The sequence below is a fragment of the uncultured Phascolarctobacterium sp. genome (assembly GCF_902463975.1).
GTDB lineage: Bacteria > Bacillota > Negativicutes > Acidaminococcales > Acidaminococcaceae > Phascolarctobacterium_A.
Map to the genome: position 1 here is coordinate 58,978 of NZ_CABQHJ010000001.1, position 14,611 is coordinate 73,588.

Here is a 14,611-nt window from a genome sequence, read left to right on the forward strand (position 1 = left end):
TCCTCCTTATCTATTCCGCCAAATCAGCAACAGAAGCCAGGCCATCGCAAAGCTTATTGGCAATCGCCTTCACCGAATCAAGGAAGAGATCCTCGTCCGTAACAAACTTTTCGCAGATATCAATTGGCAATTGCGTATTTGCTGCCAAGACCTTAATCAGTTTTTCCTTTGTCTCCTGCAGATTTTTGGAAAGCTCCCGAATTGAGGTAACCGTACCACCTGCATTGTCCATAATACGTGGCTCGTGCAGCATCAGCTTACTGTTCTTCATCATATAACGATGGCCGATTTGCCCTGCAGTAAAAATTATAGCAGCCATGCTGTAGGCGGTCCCCAGGCAATAGGTATGCACATTGAGCGATTTCATAGCATCAATCACCATCATGCCTGCGTCAATTTCACCGCCAACGGAATGAATCAGCATCTTGATGGGTTTATCCTTGTCCTTTCCTAAAATAATGAGCTGCTTGATAACTTCCAGTGCTGTCTGAGCGTTAATGTCCTTGTCCAAAATTACGATTCTGTTAGCCAACAGACGAGTTTCAATCGGTTCGATTGTGATACCGTTAGCAGATTTTACTTCTACATGCATGTCTTCAGCCTCCCATTATTTACATATGAAATTCATATAGCTTTAACCTCCGTGATGCTGCCAGCAAGCAGGCAGCACCTTCGGAAGCAGCATTATCTCTATCTGTTATTTACCGGTAACCTTTACATCCGGCTCGGAAGCCATAATGATGAGATACAGGTTGTCGAAGCCGAAATCCTTGTTCTTCATGTAGGACAGTATCATAGTCTTACCCTTCAGCTCCCAGGTGCAGCTTACCTCTGCATCACCAGTTTTTTTATTGAAGGTATCCTTCTCTTTGCCAACACCATATTCAGCTTCCATGCTCTGCAACAGCTTGCTATAATCATTAATACTGCTTTTCTTGAAATTCACTTCAATGAAGTACAACTTGTTGTACGTGAACGCATATTTAACTACGTCAATTTCTGTATTCATGAAGGGTTCAACGTGCGTATCAGTGAAGATGAATGCATTGTCCGTGACGCAAATCAGGTTTGCCGGCTTAGCAGTGGTGCTCTGAGCTACGAGTTGCTCGCCGGATTGACCGAAAACAGCCTGGTCAAGAGAAGCGGCTTGAGCACTGAACACACCGCCTAAGGTCAGAGCGAGTACGAGGATTACTTGTGCGATTTTGGTTTTGATAGTGTTGTTCATGGTGAATACTTCCTTTCTTACTTGCGTTGATTATATTTTAATGTAAACCTAACTGATCTTCACGGAAATACAAGTGCGCGATACATATTTACAGAGTAACAAATTTTGCAGTATACATGGTAACTTTATGCAGCTACCTTCAGGATATCCCAGGGTTCTATAATTAAACTGTAGGTCAGACCATCTTCGAAAGCGGCGCAACATCTTTTGTCAGGAGTTATGCAGAGCAGTTTGCCGGTTTTCCCTTCATACGCCAGCTTCCATTTGTAGCCTTCTTCCTCTTCCTTGGACTGGTCGTCTCTGTACTTGTCTACGGGAACATATTTAACTAAATCACCTACCTGCAGTTGCAGCTTTTGGAGAGTCGCCAGACGCTCCGGCTTACGTTTGGCAATGAATACCATGGAGGAGCTTGATAATTTCGCTTTTCTTACTACTTTAGCTTTTGTCATACCAATTACATCCTTTCGTTACCTTTACACTAGAATTATTTATATCAGCGAACCAGGCAGACCAGCTACCTGATTACTAAAGCTAAGCTTATATTCTCTCAGGCCAAGCGTAATCAGGTTGCCAGATACTGGTAATGGATTCAGCCTGGAGCAAAGCTGTATCATCCTCCTCTGCTTTCTTGAGCATACCTTTAATACGGATGAATTCACCTCTGATCAATCCTCTAGCCTGTTCAATGAGCTTTTCATCGAAATACGTAACGCTTTGGTATTTTTCTACAATTTTTTGATAATCATAATCCTTATCGGTAACCTCAGCACTGAATACAATGCTCAGCATGCCAATGTTATTACCATTTCTGCAGATTTTTTCATGAGATAACGTGATAACGTGACCAACCATCTCAACATCACTTGCAATTACCTTGTAGTACTTCTTAGCTTCATTGTTTTCCATGGCGTTTGCCCCTTTCAATTACGTTGTGCAACATGCTACGTAGTTGGTGCTTATCAGGGAATCAAAAAAAGCTGCTCCCATCTGATAACAGGAGCAGCTTCAACGTTGCTATATGCTTCGTATCTTTAACTCCTATTACCAGAAGCTCTGTTTTGACCAGAACCTCTCTATATTAATGTAAGCGCTAATCTTTCTTCCTGTCGGCACAACTGCCGCTGCTAATGTTTCCTCTTGACGACCTGTGGTCGCTGTTTACGATTTTTCTTACGGCACAATTGCCGCTGTTAATGGTTGTACTTAATTACATTTCCAATAGGAGTTTGATACTCTATATGTCATTTGACCTATTGAATTTTACTTGAAAGTTTTACTGATTGTCAGACACAGCCACAATAAAAAAAGCTGTTTCTGTTGATAACAGGAACAGCTTGAAATGCTTGAACACACTGCTTATCCCTATTATCCAAACTCTGTATATCACAGAAATCTGCTGTTGTCAATGTAAGTGCTATCGTTCCTCCTTAACGGCACAACTGCCGCTGCTAATGATTCAGTCCTATACATGTGATAGGGATTGTAGTGAAAATTATTTACTTGACTGCCGAAGCATTCATCAGAAAGCTATATACTCCTCTTTAATTGCTTCGTGCATTCATAGTACACCTTGTTTTTAGATTTGTCAAGTACTTTTTGGATTTTTTTACAGTATACTTTTAACTTTTCTCGCCATCGCCACGATAAGCAGCATTATCCACAGTTAATTTTAACTTGTTATGGTAAGGAAAAGATAAACAGCCTTACATGCGCTATAGCGTCTCTTATTTTTTATAGCGTTTCACAGCAGTCTTAACTGCATCCTTCATCTCATCCATTTTAGCAAAACGACGGCGGTGCTGCGCTCTCTTCGACGGCTTCAGCTCCTCCATAGATTTGCGGTGCTCTGCAGTCGGCATAATGTAGAAGCGGCGGTCGGAGCAAATAACACCCTCGCACTCCTGCCAGAAGGCGCCGAAATCTGTTTTCAGCTTGCGGTCTACACGGATATGGTTCATCGCATAGTAACCATCGTTAGTAACAGCAAAAATATTTTCAATGCCTATTGCATCAGCAAAGCAACGCAGGCCATAGAACATCAGGTTTTTGGTACGATAGCCAAAGAAGGCCTTCGTCATGCCTTTAATCAGCTCGTTACCATTCTGTGGTCCCTGCAGGGCGCCGATATAAATAACATTCTTGCCATCTGTTTTATTTTTAGCCAGCCAGAACATGATCTGGTATAAGGGTTCACCTTCGTAAAACAATGCCAGTGACAGACAGCCTTCTTTGCGCTGACCGGAATGAAACCACAGCTGCAGCGTCAGCGGTCTGTCATCGTAGGAATCCTCCCACAGCTGTACCATCTCACCCTTGCTGTATAATCTATCCATAAGCTCCGGCTTAAACAGCTCTTCCATAATCAGCAGATGATTTTGCACCAGCTCTACACGTTCGTCCCAAGTTGAGCTTTTGTAAAAAAATGCTCTGGTAGTCTGTTCCAAAAGCGCAGGTGCTCCCTGCAGCCAAGCCTGACGCTTGCTATTTGCAGCAAAAAACTGCAGCAGTTCGTCAACCTTGCCGCTATGCATAGCACAACGCGCACGGAAAACGACATAGCGCTTCATTTCCTTCAAAATATGTGTCTGATATAAGCTTTTGCCAATATATTCTAAAATATTTTTCTCCATCAGTTACCTCTAGAAATATTATTATTACCTATATTATAGCATAGTTCAGAATGATAAGCACCAAGCATTCTTGCTAAAAATATGTTTATGTGTTAAATTCTGTATGACAACCGTTTTACAGGGTGGCGTTGCCTTCATTCCCCCAAGAATGGAGGTGATGTCTATGGTATATTTTACATTCCAGGATCTTATTACCTTCGGAATTTTTATACTGGCATTACTGACGTTCATTTTTCAGAACAAAAAGTAATTTGCTCATAGAAAAACCGCCCCTGTAATTACCAGATTCCGAGGCGGCCTTTCAAGTCAATTCAACTGGCAACCCACCTTGTGGGCGGTTGTCATTTTCTATATTTAGAATATCACATTCATACTATTTTTTCAAGTAATGACTTAATGCTTTCTCATATGCTCTTCCAGATACTGACCGACAATTTTAACAGCACAGTAATCACCGCACATAGAGCAAGCCTCATCATCGGATTTGTTCTTGCGGCAGCGATATTCCTTAGCCTTTACCGGGTCGATAGCCAGATCAAGCTGAGCAGGCCAATCCAGAACCTTACGTGCTCTTGCCATCTTCAGGTCCCACTCCCATGCCTGCTTGTTGCCGTTAGCCAAATCAGCGGCATGCGCAGCGATACGGGTAGCGATTACACCCTCGCGTACATCATTTAAGTCAGGCAGGCCCAAATGCTCTGCCGGAGTTACGTAGCACAGGAAGTTAGCACCGCTTACTGCAGCAAGAGTGCCGCCGATAGCGCTGGTAATATGGTCATAGCCTGGAGCAACGTCTGTTACAAGAGGTCCGAGCACGTAGAACGGTGCGCCGTGGCACAGGCGTTTTTGCAGCTGCATGTTAGCAGCAATCTGGTTGTAGGGCACGTGGCCGGGGCCTTCTACCATAACCTGTACGCCCTTATCCCAAGCGCGCTGTGTCAATTCACCCAGGTTGAGCAGCTCCTGAATCTGCGCTCTGTCGGTTGCATCGGCAATACAGCCGGGACGCAGGCCATCGCCAAGGCTGATGGTTACGTCATATTCGGCACAGATATCAAGAATTTCATCATAGTATTCATACAGCGGGTTTTCTGCGTCATTGTGCAGCATCCAGCCGGTGATAAAGCTGCCGCCGCGGCTGACAACATCCATCTCACGGCCTTCATCAATGAGTGCCTTCAGCACATTTTTGTTGATACCACAATGAATGGTCATGAAGTCGGCGCCATCTGCAGCCTGCTGACGGATAACATCGAAAATATCTTCTTTAGTCATTTCCACCACTGCGCCGCGCTTTTTAATAGTTTCTACCGTTACCTGATACATCGGTACAGTGCCAACCATTACGGTAGATGCAGCAATAATGGCCTGACGGGAAGCACTGATATTATTGCCGGTGGACAGGTCCATAACAGAATCTGCACCTGCATCAATTGCAGCCTGGAGCTTTGCCAGCTCCGGTTCCGGATCAGGATAGCTGCTGGAGGTGCCGATGTTAGCGTTAACCTTTACGGTAAGACCGGTGCCTACGCCGCGCGGAATAATATTTTTATGATTGATATTGCAGGGAATGGCGATAGTACCGTTTGCTACGCCTTCGCGAATAAATTCTGCAGTTACATGCTCCTGCTCTGCGACAATTTTCATTGCTTCGGTAATCACACCTTGGCGTGCTAATTGCATTTGTGTTGCCATAATTTTTCCTCCTTATAATTAAAAGACCGCTTTCCTGTTGGAAAGCGGCTGAATTGTCTTTTTGCAGAAATCTGCTCGCTTTCCTACGCTGGTTTTAACCAGATTCAGGTTCAAAGGGTCGGATGTCAGTCCTCTCAGCAAATTGCGCCCCTAGCGGTTACGTTATTTTGTTTACATGCTTACTTTAACATGAACAGCGAAAATACGCAAGTTAAATATGCACAACTTGCAAAAAAACTGGCAGTGTGCTATATTATAGATGAAAAGTGACAACTGCCCACAAGGTGGGTTGCCCGCTAAGAAACAGAAGAGCTGCCCTTACCGGTCAAAGTATTGGGGCAGCTTTTCTATGTGCATTTTACTTACGGTTCTGAAACACGAACGTCAGCAATGCCATTATAAACATACCGAAAATCATAAGATCTTGGAATGTAAAATATACCATAGACATCACCTCCATTCTATAAAAGAAATGGAAGGCAACGCCACCCTGTACCACAGTTGTCAAAGTCATTTTATCACATAAACAAATTTTTAGCAACTTTTCTGTAACCTACGTTACAAATTCGCTAAAAAAATTATATACATAAAAAATCTTTACAAAAACACTTGACTCTAAAAGCAGGCGTGCTATAATCATCTACAAATCACATTACGCAACGCAATGATGGAGAAGCAATGTGCAGGTCTTTTCAGAAAGCTGGCGGTTGATGCAAGGCAGCAGCGAAGCACACTAGTTCCGCTCCGAAGCGGCAAATGACGAATTTGACGGGTGCGCCCGATACAGCGTTCAGAGTTGGCCATAGGCAAATTGGGTGGCACCGCGAGCAGTCCTCGTCCCAAGATAGGGATGATGGGCTTATTTTTTTAGGTGAAGCAATTATGCAATGGCAATTTGGGTGGTACCGCGAGATAAAGGCAAGCTCGTCCCAAAGGGATGTGCTTGCCTTATTTATTTTCAGGAAGAAGGAAAAAACACATGAAAAGAGCATATAATTTCAACGCCGGTCCTTCCGCTATGCCGCTCGAGGTATTACTGGAAGCGCAGGAGGAGTTCTTAAACTACAAAAACACCGGCATGAGCATCATTGAAATGAGCCACCGCAGCAACGAATACGCTGCCCTGCACGCAGAAACAAAACAGCTGCTGCGTGAGCTGATGGAAATCCCCGATGATTACGAGATTATGTTTATCCAGGGCGGCGGCAGCACCCAGTTTTTGATGACAGCTGCTAACTTCCACACTAAAAAATACGCCGCTTATGTCAACACCGGCGTCTGGGCCAAAAAGTCTATGGCAGAAGGCAAATTCTACGGCGAGGTTTATGAGGCTGCTAGCAGCGCTGATAAGAACCACAGCTACATTCCGCAAGAGTTCACACTCCGCCCCGATACTTCTTATGTACACCTCACTGCCAACAACACGATTTACGGCACCGAATACAAGGATTTCCCCAAGTTTGATGTTCCCGTTATCTGCGATATGTCCAGCGACATTCTTTCGCGCAAGGTGAACGTCAAGGATTTTGACCTTATCTACGCAGGAGCACAAAAGAATCTTGGTCCTGCAGGCGTAGTCATCGTCATTGCCAAGAAAAGCTTTTTGGCGACAGCACGCGAGGAGCTGCCGACAATGCTGAAATACAGCACCTTTGCCAATAACGATTCTTTGTACAATACACCGCCTGTCTTTGCCATTTATATGGTTAACAAAACTCTGCACTGGATTAAAAAGCAGGGTGGCGTAAATGCTATTGCCAAGAATAATGCAGCCAAGGCTAAGCTAATTTATGACGTTATCGACAACAGCAACGGCTTTTACAAGGGAAACGCTGCTCCCGAGGCCCGCAGCAATATGAATATCACTTTTAATCTGGCTACACCGGAAATGGAGAAGGATTTCGTCGCCAAGGGCAAGGCTGCAGGCTTCGTCGGCATCGGTGGCCATCGTCTTGTCGGCGGCTGTCGCGCCAGTGCCTATAATGCAGTGCCGCTGGAGTCCTGCAAGGCGTTGGCAGAGTTTATGGAAGAGTACATGAAAGCAAACAAATAATACTTTTGAATATATGCGGCACAATTAATATATCGTTCCGCTCAGGAAAAATTTTCCCGTGTCTTAAGGACACAACGCAAATTTCGTGCGGAACCAGAACGAAGCTTCGGTAAAATTTGCCAGACATTAAAAGTTAGTTACGTACCCTTGCTTCTATGGTTCCAAGCACTTATTTGCTAAAATTTTTATTCGCTGCACGATATATAAATTGCTTACTTCATGCCAAAAACATATAAATTATACATAAAGGAGATAAATCACCATGAAAATTTTTGTCAGCAACGATATCAGCGAAAAAGGCGTAGCTCTGCTGCGCGAACATTTTGATGTAGATGTAATGCCCAACATGAAACCGGAGGAGCTTATCAAGGTTATCAACAATTACGATGGCCTGGTAACCCGCAGCATGACCAAGGTAACCAAAGAGGTTATCGAAGCCTCCACCCGTCTGAAGGTTATCGGCCGCGCCGGCGTTGGCGTTGACAACATTGATATCCCCGCCGCTACCGCTAAAGGCATTGTTGTACTCAACACCCCGGAAGGCAACACCATGGCAGCTACCGAGCACACTGTTGCTATGATGATGGCCATGACACGCCACATTCCGCAGGCTCATCAATCAATTCAGGAAGGCAAATGGGACCGCAAATCCTTCGATGGCATTCAGGTACAGGGCAAAACCCTTGGCATCATCGGCGTTGGCCGTATCGGCAGCCGCGTTGCCAAACGTATGCAGGCTATGGAAATGACCACCATTGGTTATGACCCGTATATTACCGAAGAACGTGCGCATCAGGTTGGCGTTGAGCTGGTCGATTTTGACACTCTGCTGGCTAAATCCGATTACATCACCATCCACACCCCGCTCACCAAGGAAACCGAAAAGATGCTCAACGCAGAAGCTATTGCTAAAATGAAGGACGGCGTGCGCATCGTCAACTGCGCCCGCGGCGGCTGCATGGATCCCGAGGCTATTGCTGAGGGCGTTAAATCCGGTAAAATTGCCGGCGCCGCTATCGACGTTTATCCGACGGAACCACTTACCAAAGAAAATAACCCCTTCCTGGGCCTGTTCAACGTTGTACAAACTCCGCACCTCGGTGCTTCCACCATTGAAGCACAAATTGGCGTAGCTGTTGACGTTGCTTACGGCGTAATTGATGCTCTCGAAGGACGTCCGGTTATGACCGCCGTTAACATGGCTCCCATTCCGAAAAGCGTGGCAACAGTTATTCAGCCGTATTTCAAGCTGGCAGAGCGTATGGGTACTGTAGGTATCTACCTGGCAGATGGCCCGATTAAGAGCGTAGAAGTAGAATACACCGGCGCACTTGCCGAAACCGAAACCCAGGCACTCACTACCGCCTTCCTCAAAGGCCTGCTGAACCCGATTCTGCAGGAAAGCGTTAACTTCGTCAATGCTCCCGGAATTGCTAAAAAACGTAACCTGGAGGTTAAAGAGGTTAAGGCTAACAAGCCCGGTTACTTCACTACTGCTATCAATGTAAAAATTGCTACTGCCAAGGGCACACATAAAATCGAAGGCACTTTGTTCGACGGCAAGCAGCCTAAGATTGTACAAATCGACCAATATCATGTTGACTTCAATCCCGAAGGCTACCTGCTGCTGGCACCGCACGTCAACAAGCCTAATATGATCGGTCAGATGGCAACTATTTTGGGCAGCGCTGGCATCAATATCAACGGCATGCAGGTTGGCAGCACTCCTAAATCCGACACCAACATTATGGCAATTGCTGTCGGCGACGACATTCCGAACGATATCATGCTGCAGCTGCGCGGTATTGAAGGCATTATTGACGTTAAGCTCATCAACTGCGAAGGCTAAAGCCAAATAAATTACAGCGAGGAAATTTTATGAGAATAATTTTAGTCCGACATGGTGAAACAACCTGGAATATAGAAGGCCGTTACCAAGGTCAGGAGGATACGCCGCTGAGCGAGCGTGGCCTGCGCCAAGGCCACCTGCTGGCCGAGGGCTTGCACCACATCCCTATCGATGTGTGCATCTCCAGCCCGCTGCAGCGCTCCTACCAGACCTGCAAGCTTTGCGCTGATTTGCACAAGCTGCCGGTAGCAACAGATGAGCGTCTGCTGGAAATCAATCACGGCAGCTGGGAAGGCGTGCTGGCGCCGGAAATTGCCAAGCAATTTCCGCAGGAGTTTGCCCTGTGGCACACCCAGCCGCACCTGGTAAAGATGCCTGACGGCGGCGAAAGCCTGGAGGATGTGCGCAAGCGTGCGCGCGCTGCCTTTGACGACTATGCAGCAAAATACGCCGGCAAAACAGTGCTGGTTGCTGCGCATGACGCTGTGAACAAAGCGATTATCTGTGATTTGCTTGGCCTTGATATGTCGCACTTTTGGCAGATTAAGCAGGATAACACCTGCATTAACGTGCTGGAGTATAACGAAGGCATTTGGCGCGTAGTGCTGCTGAATTCCACCAATCATTTAGGCTTCCTGTTCAGCGGTATTGAACAGGCTGGCCTGTAATTTTACAAAACAAAACTACCGTCCTGCGCAGCAAAAGCTGCGAGGACGGTAGTTTTTTGTCTTCCTTGTCAAAAATTTGTTTACATGATACAATAATAAGGACAACCGTGTTGCAGGGTGGCGTTGCCGAAATTCCGTTGGAATGGAGGTGATGTCTATGGTATATTACACCTTCCAGGATCTTATGATTTTTGGTATGTTTATACTGGCATTGCTGACGTTCATTTTTAAGAACAAAAAGTAAAATGCACATAGAAAAACCGCCTCTGTAATTTGCCGTTCACTGAGGCGGATTTTCTGACACTATGAATCGGCAACCCACCTTGTGGGCGGTTGTCTTTCTATTTTTATTATACCACATCCATATATTTTTGCAATACAGTAATCCAGACATAAGAAAACCACCCAAAAACTTGCCAGTAGCAGGGTGGATTTTCTTTTCACTATAAAACCGGCAACCCACCTTGTGGGCGGTTGCCTTTCTATTTTTATTATACCACATCCATATATTTTTGCAATACAAAACCCCCTCACCTTTCGGTGAGGGGGCCTTTATACGCGCGTGTATTATTTTGTGTTACTTGCTAATCGTTAAATTAGAAAGTGAAGGTCAGGTCAGCCCAAACGCGTTGGTCATCAACCTTGCTGTCCAGTTTGCTTTCGGTGTCGTAGTAAACTACAGTACCAACGATGTTTTTAGCGAAGGTGTAGTTAGCGCCAACGCCATAGCCTTTGAAGCCTTTGTTATCAACGCCATAATCGCCAAAGCTGTTAGCATCAGTGGTATGTGCAACATAGGTCATGCCACCCAGGTCATAGTAGTTAGCGAACAGGCCCCAGGAACCAGCTTCAGAAGCTTCAGCACCTTTATAGGTCAGGCCAACAGTCCAGCCATCATCATCAATACCAGTTACATCTTTATCATTTTCGCTCATGTCGCCTTTCAGGTACATAGCAGACAGATTTACATCGCCCATGGTGTAGTCGCCGCCAACATACCAGATAGCATTATCAACATTGGTATCATCATTTTTAATGCCCATGTCTTTGAAGTTTACATAACCAGCAGCAAGGTTCAGTTTATCAAATGCGCCACTCAGTTCACCACCGCAGTAGTTACCAAAAGAAGCATCATCAACAGCATCAGTACCTTTACCAGCAAAGCCAGTTACTTTAACTTTATCGCCATAGGAAACTTCAACGCCATCAGCTTTTGCATCATAGATGTTGCCGTTTGCCAGGAATGCATTGTAACGACCAGCAGTTACGTTCAAACCACCGATTTTACCTTCAACATATGCACGAGCAAAGGAAGTTTCTTCGTCACCGGAGTTAGGGGTACCAGCAAAATCTTGGGTATTTTCAATCATGCCAGTGTAGGACCAGTCATCATTTACTTGACCAGTTACCCAAATACGGGAACGCAGATCATTCTCAAAAGATTTGCAGTTGCCGTTTGCATCATCAGCATCTTTTTCTTTGCTCATGTATTTGTAACGCAGTTCGCCGGTTACTTTTACATTATCAGCTTTTTTCTCCAGGTTAGCAACGCGAACGCCCAGGTTGTCCAGTTCGTCAGCGAATTCAGCAGCCAGTTTATCAACGTTAGCACCTTTTGCCATTGCTTTAGCAACGATTTGAGCCATTTCATAACGGGTCATCAGCTTGTCGCCACCGAAGGTGGAGTCGCCGTAGCCTTCGATTACGCCAGCAGCAGCCAGTTTGTTGATGCTGTCATAAGCCCAATGACCAGCAGGAACGTCAGAGAACGGGTTAGCAGCGTAAGCGGAAGCAGTTACGCCCAAAGCCATAGCCATAGCTAATACTAAAGATTTTTTCATTTTAATTTCCTCCTTTAGGAAAATACATTTGAAAAATTCTGCTATGCTTCTTCGCCTTGGCTTTGATAATCGGCTCGCCGCAGCTTTCAGTAAGAGTTGCCTTGTTTCCTCTACCATACTCTTTGCAGTCTGCATTTTTCGCAGCCCTCAGCAGTTAGCATAAGCATTTTTTCATATGCTTATTGTACCACGTTTATAACTATACTACAAGGGTTTCACAAATTTTTCTTAAATTCGGCAAATAAAGAAGCTCTTCTTTTCGAATAATCATTTGTATGATATTTTTCCTTTGAAGCTATTTACTCGCAATTTAAAACCGCCTCTGCAAAATTTACAGAAGCGGCTTGGTGTTTTAAGCTAATATAGAATTATTTAACACGCAGAGCACGGTCTACTTCGATGCGTACTGCACGGCCAAATTCTTCATGAGTCCAATCCCAACGGCTGGTCAGAGCTTCAGGAATGGTTTTGTCGCTGTAAATGCGATGCTCATAAGCTTTACCGGTGAGCTTGTTGTAAGCAACTGCATAGCCTTGCAGGTCGATTTGCAGCTTACGCTCTTCGCTGGAATCGATAGCTTTGTCATCCAGCTTGTCCAGTTGAACAGCGATAACGATGTCAACATCGCCGTCTTTAGCAATTTTTTCCAGAGTTGCAGCACTGGGAACCTTGTTGCCAATCTTAGCATCATTAATAACAGCGGTCAGCTTGTCGTTTTCTACTACCACAAAGCCTTTTTTGCTGTTCAGCACGGACAGAGCGTTTTTGTAGAAAACCTGATTTGCCAGCTCGTCTCCGCCTTCAACGTTGTTAATCAAAGGCAGCAGGGCAACGCTTGCAGCTTCAGCTGCACCAAAGCAGGGGATGCTGAAGCAGATAGCCATAACAGTCATCAATAAATAACGTAAAACCTTTTTCATTCTTATTCCTCCAGACGCATTAAAGTAATGCAGAATATAGGTATATTTTAACATAAATCTATAGAAAAATACAGTGTTTGCTAAAAATTTTCTGACTAGGGAGTCATTATGGGTAAAGCCTCTTAGCTGAAATATTTTTGATTGGGACTTTTAGGCGTATCAGGCATAGTCATTTTAATTTTTCCACTTTCAATCAACGGCTGTACATATCTTTTAATGGCATAAGACATAGATTTGACTGCAAGGAAATCACAAATTTCCTTTCTGCTTCTTGGTATATGACAAAAAGCAATCAGGTCATTATCATCAACAGATTCTTCTAATGATTTTTTGTAAAACTTGACGATAAAATTACCTCGTTCATCTAAAAAATCTGCCGGCACTAAATTATAAGCCTTCATTTCACGTCTGATAGTTGGTATTCCGGAATATCTGTTTTCAGTTATGCCCAAAACCTCTAATGCCAAAGCCAACACCGGATTCCTTGTATCTGCCTGAACCTTACCAAGCTGATCTATGCTCATACGCCCATAAATTCCGCCAGGATTACGTATTTCCATTCTATCTTCAAACATTAAAATCTGTATAGGCATTCCTTCTGTATGTATACTGTAATCTCTATGAACAAGGGCATTTAAGATTGCTTCCCTGATTGCGGTAACAGGATAATCAGTGCGGTCCTCTCTTTTGCCTGTTGCCGGATTTATTATCGTTTTTTTGCGCATATTTCGTTTCACAAACGAAATAGCCTCTTCCAACATCTCCGGAATTGTTCCCTCAATCCGTGCATTGTCCGTAAACCGCGCTCCGTCACTATCAACTTCACCTATTTCTTTTCCTGGCACAACAACAGCTGTAATACAAAATTGTGGAAAATAAGCCTGAGGATAAAGACTAAATAAAAGCACACTGCTTAATGTTACAATATGATTGCGGGTTATACTCATCAATTCATAAATACTTTGCTCGTCCATAACCGACAGCTTTGGTTTGCCCTCTTTAAGCAAAATTATATATTTCTCCAAAGCAGTTTTATCAAGTGCTTGCAGTGAAGCTCGTTTAACCTCACGTATATCATCCTGATACTTTTTTCTGTAAGCTTCGTAGCTATATATTTCATATTCTGTCATTGGCTCATCACTATCACCAATGCGAGTATATGAACCCTTTAAACGTCCCTTGCCTTTGTAATAGCATGGGCGTTCCGCAAGATCAACACCTGGTATCTCAGCAGCAGCAAAAGTCATTCCATCCTTTTCAACAACTGTCAAAATAGGTCGGACAACAGGCTCCATTTGCAGACATTGCTCATTTATCTTTTTTTGAATATCCTGCGCATCATAAATGCCTACTTCTTTGTAGCCCTGTGCTTCATCAACACCAAAGACAATTATGCCACCACTATCTTGATTGGAGAAGCTGGATAACGAATCATACAGACGCGTAGGACAGCCTTTTTCAGCACTCTTTAATTCTAGAGTTTGCGTTTCACACTTTATGTTTTGAATGTACTCTAGTTGTTGTAAGAGTTCTTCATTTGTCATTTGAGTTTCTCCTTTCAAAATTTCACATTTCACTATTCTATTTTAGATTTTAGCATTATTTTAATTTTTTTACAACAACTAAAATAACAAGTGAAGGATTTCACTTGTTATTTTAGTTGCCCACACTAGCAAAAAACGACCGCCCTTCCGGGCGGCCATCTTCTTATACGCGCGTGTTAA

14 protein-coding genes and 1 riboswitch are annotated in these 14,611 nt (G+C 44.2%); of the genes, 5 read left to right on the forward strand and 9 right to left on the reverse strand.

Annotated features, from left to right (window positions below):
- Positions 1 to 10: 10 nt before the first annotated feature.
- The 5 genes from RDW05_RS00275 to RDW05_RS00295 form a co-directional block, all read right to left on the reverse strand.
- Positions 11 to 592, reverse strand: coding sequence for an ATP-dependent Clp protease proteolytic subunit (locus tag RDW05_RS00275; protein WP_293724976.1), 582 nt, complete (start codon positions 590 to 592; stop codon positions 11 to 13).
- 105 nt (positions 593 to 697) lie between these two features.
- The gene (locus tag RDW05_RS00280; RefSeq protein ID WP_307977419.1) at positions 698 to 1,228 is read right to left on the reverse strand and encodes a hypothetical protein; all 531 of its coding nucleotides are present in this window, start codon (positions 1,226 to 1,228) and stop codon (positions 698 to 700) included.
- A gap of 125 nt (positions 1,229 to 1,353) precedes the next feature.
- Entirely contained in the window at positions 1,354 to 1,680 is a 327-nt protein-coding gene (locus RDW05_RS00285) for a hypothetical protein (RefSeq protein WP_307977420.1), read from the reverse strand.
- A gap of 88 nt (positions 1,681 to 1,768) precedes the next feature.
- A complete protein-coding gene (locus RDW05_RS00290; protein ID WP_307977421.1) occupies positions 1,769 to 2,137 on the reverse strand; it encodes a hypothetical protein in 369 nt (122 codons plus the stop codon).
- Between the two features lie 818 nt (positions 2,138 to 2,955).
- Positions 2,956 to 3,861, reverse strand: coding sequence for a VirK/YbjX family protein (locus RDW05_RS00295; protein WP_307977422.1), 906 nt, complete (start codon positions 3,859 to 3,861; stop codon positions 2,956 to 2,958).
- A 163-nt stretch (positions 3,862 to 4,024) separates the two neighbouring features.
- On the opposite strand from RDW05_RS00295, the gene RDW05_RS11615 reads away from it, so the two are divergent.
- Positions 4,025 to 4,111 carry a putative holin-like toxin gene (locus RDW05_RS11615; protein ID WP_374110991.1) on the forward strand — a complete coding sequence of 29 codons (87 nt, stop codon included), beginning with the start codon at positions 4,025 to 4,027 and terminating at the stop codon, positions 4,109 to 4,111.
- A gap of 143 nt (positions 4,112 to 4,254) precedes the next feature.
- Here RDW05_RS11615 and thiC read toward each other — a convergent pair whose 3' ends face one another.
- Entirely contained in the window at positions 4,255 to 5,556 is a 1,302-nt protein-coding gene (gene thiC, locus RDW05_RS00300; RefSeq protein WP_303712468.1) for a phosphomethylpyrimidine synthase ThiC, read from the reverse strand.
- A gap of 63 nt (positions 5,557 to 5,619) precedes the next feature.
- A riboswitch (TPP riboswitch) is annotated at positions 5,620 to 5,718 on the reverse strand.
- Positions 5,719 to 6,535: 817 nt separating this feature from the next.
- Here thiC and serC point away from each other — a divergent pair.
- The 4 genes from serC (at position 6,536) to RDW05_RS11620 (ending at position 10,370) form a co-directional block, all read left to right on the forward strand.
- Positions 6,536 to 7,609, forward strand: a complete 1,074-nt coding sequence (gene serC, locus RDW05_RS00305) for a 3-phosphoserine/phosphohydroxythreonine transaminase (RefSeq protein WP_307977423.1) — start codon at positions 6,536 to 6,538, stop codon at positions 7,607 to 7,609.
- 262 nt (positions 7,610 to 7,871) lie between these two features.
- Positions 7,872 to 9,458, forward strand: coding sequence for a phosphoglycerate dehydrogenase (gene serA / locus RDW05_RS00310; protein ID WP_307977424.1), 1,587 nt, complete (start codon positions 7,872 to 7,874; stop codon positions 9,456 to 9,458).
- Between the two features lie 29 nt (positions 9,459 to 9,487).
- Positions 9,488 to 10,126 carry a histidine phosphatase family protein gene (locus tag RDW05_RS00315; protein WP_307977425.1) on the forward strand — a complete coding sequence of 213 codons (639 nt, stop codon included), beginning with the start codon at positions 9,488 to 9,490 and terminating at the stop codon, positions 10,124 to 10,126.
- A gap of 157 nt (positions 10,127 to 10,283) precedes the next feature.
- Positions 10,284 to 10,370 carry a putative holin-like toxin gene (locus RDW05_RS11620; RefSeq protein ID WP_363316394.1) on the forward strand — a complete coding sequence of 29 codons (87 nt, stop codon included), beginning with the start codon at positions 10,284 to 10,286 and terminating at the stop codon, positions 10,368 to 10,370.
- A gap of 352 nt (positions 10,371 to 10,722) precedes the next feature.
- Here RDW05_RS11620 and RDW05_RS00320 read toward each other — a convergent pair whose 3' ends face one another.
- The 3 genes from RDW05_RS00320 to RDW05_RS00330 all read right to left on the reverse strand — a co-directional run bounded on the left by RDW05_RS00320 (position 10,723) and on the right by RDW05_RS00330 (position 14,431).
- Positions 10,723 to 11,967, reverse strand: coding sequence for an S-layer homology domain-containing protein (locus tag RDW05_RS00320; protein WP_307977426.1), 1,245 nt, complete (start codon positions 11,965 to 11,967; stop codon positions 10,723 to 10,725).
- Positions 11,968 to 12,335: 368 nt separating this feature from the next.
- Positions 12,336 to 12,887, reverse strand: a complete 552-nt coding sequence (locus RDW05_RS00325; RefSeq protein ID WP_293723925.1) for a hypothetical protein — start codon at positions 12,885 to 12,887, stop codon at positions 12,336 to 12,338.
- Between the two features lie 122 nt (positions 12,888 to 13,009).
- Positions 13,010 to 14,431: an ATP-binding protein gene (locus tag RDW05_RS00330; protein ID WP_307977427.1), complete on the reverse strand. Its 1,422-nt coding sequence runs from the start codon at positions 14,429 to 14,431 to the stop codon at positions 13,010 to 13,012.
- Between the last annotated feature and the right edge of the window lie 180 nt (positions 14,432 to 14,611).

Excerpts from the sequence above, each read along its gene's own strand:
- RDW05_RS00285 (WP_307977420.1), bottom strand. The coding sequence starts at position 1,680 with ATGACAAAAGCTAAAGTAGTAAGAAAAGCGAAATTATCAAGCTCCTCC.
- RDW05_RS00330 (WP_307977427.1), bottom strand. The coding sequence starts at position 14,431 with ATGACAAATGAAGAACTCTTACAACAACTAGAGTACATTCAAAACATA.
- RDW05_RS00325 (WP_293723925.1), bottom strand. The coding sequence starts at position 12,887 with ATGAAAAAGGTTTTACGTTATTTATTGATGACTGTTATGGCTATCTGC.
- thiC (WP_303712468.1), bottom strand. The coding sequence starts at position 5,556 with ATGGCAACACAAATGCAATTAGCACGCCAAGGTGTGATTACCGAAGCA.
- RDW05_RS00280 (WP_307977419.1), bottom strand. The coding sequence starts at position 1,228 with ATGAACAACACTATCAAAACCAAAATCGCACAAGTAATCCTCGTACTC.
- RDW05_RS11615 (WP_374110991.1), top strand. The coding sequence starts at position 4,025 with ATGGTATATTTTACATTCCAGGATCTTATTACCTTCGGAATTTTTATA.
- RDW05_RS00290 (WP_307977421.1), bottom strand. The coding sequence starts at position 2,137 with ATGGAAAACAATGAAGCTAAGAAGTACTACAAGGTAATTGCAAGTGAT.
- RDW05_RS00320 (WP_307977426.1), bottom strand. The coding sequence starts at position 11,967 with ATGAAAAAATCTTTAGTATTAGCTATGGCTATGGCTTTGGGCGTAACT.
- RDW05_RS00275 (WP_293724976.1), bottom strand. The coding sequence starts at position 592 with ATGCATGTAGAAGTAAAATCTGCTAACGGTATCACAATCGAACCGATT.
- RDW05_RS00295 (WP_307977422.1), bottom strand. The coding sequence starts at position 3,861 with ATGGAGAAAAATATTTTAGAATATATTGGCAAAAGCTTATATCAGACA.
- RDW05_RS00315 (WP_307977425.1), top strand. The coding sequence starts at position 9,488 with ATGAGAATAATTTTAGTCCGACATGGTGAAACAACCTGGAATATAGAA.
- RDW05_RS11620 (WP_363316394.1), top strand. The coding sequence starts at position 10,284 with ATGGTATATTACACCTTCCAGGATCTTATGATTTTTGGTATGTTTATA.
- serC (WP_307977423.1), top strand. The coding sequence starts at position 6,536 with ATGAAAAGAGCATATAATTTCAACGCCGGTCCTTCCGCTATGCCGCTC.
- serA (WP_307977424.1), top strand. The coding sequence starts at position 7,872 with ATGAAAATTTTTGTCAGCAACGATATCAGCGAAAAAGGCGTAGCTCTG.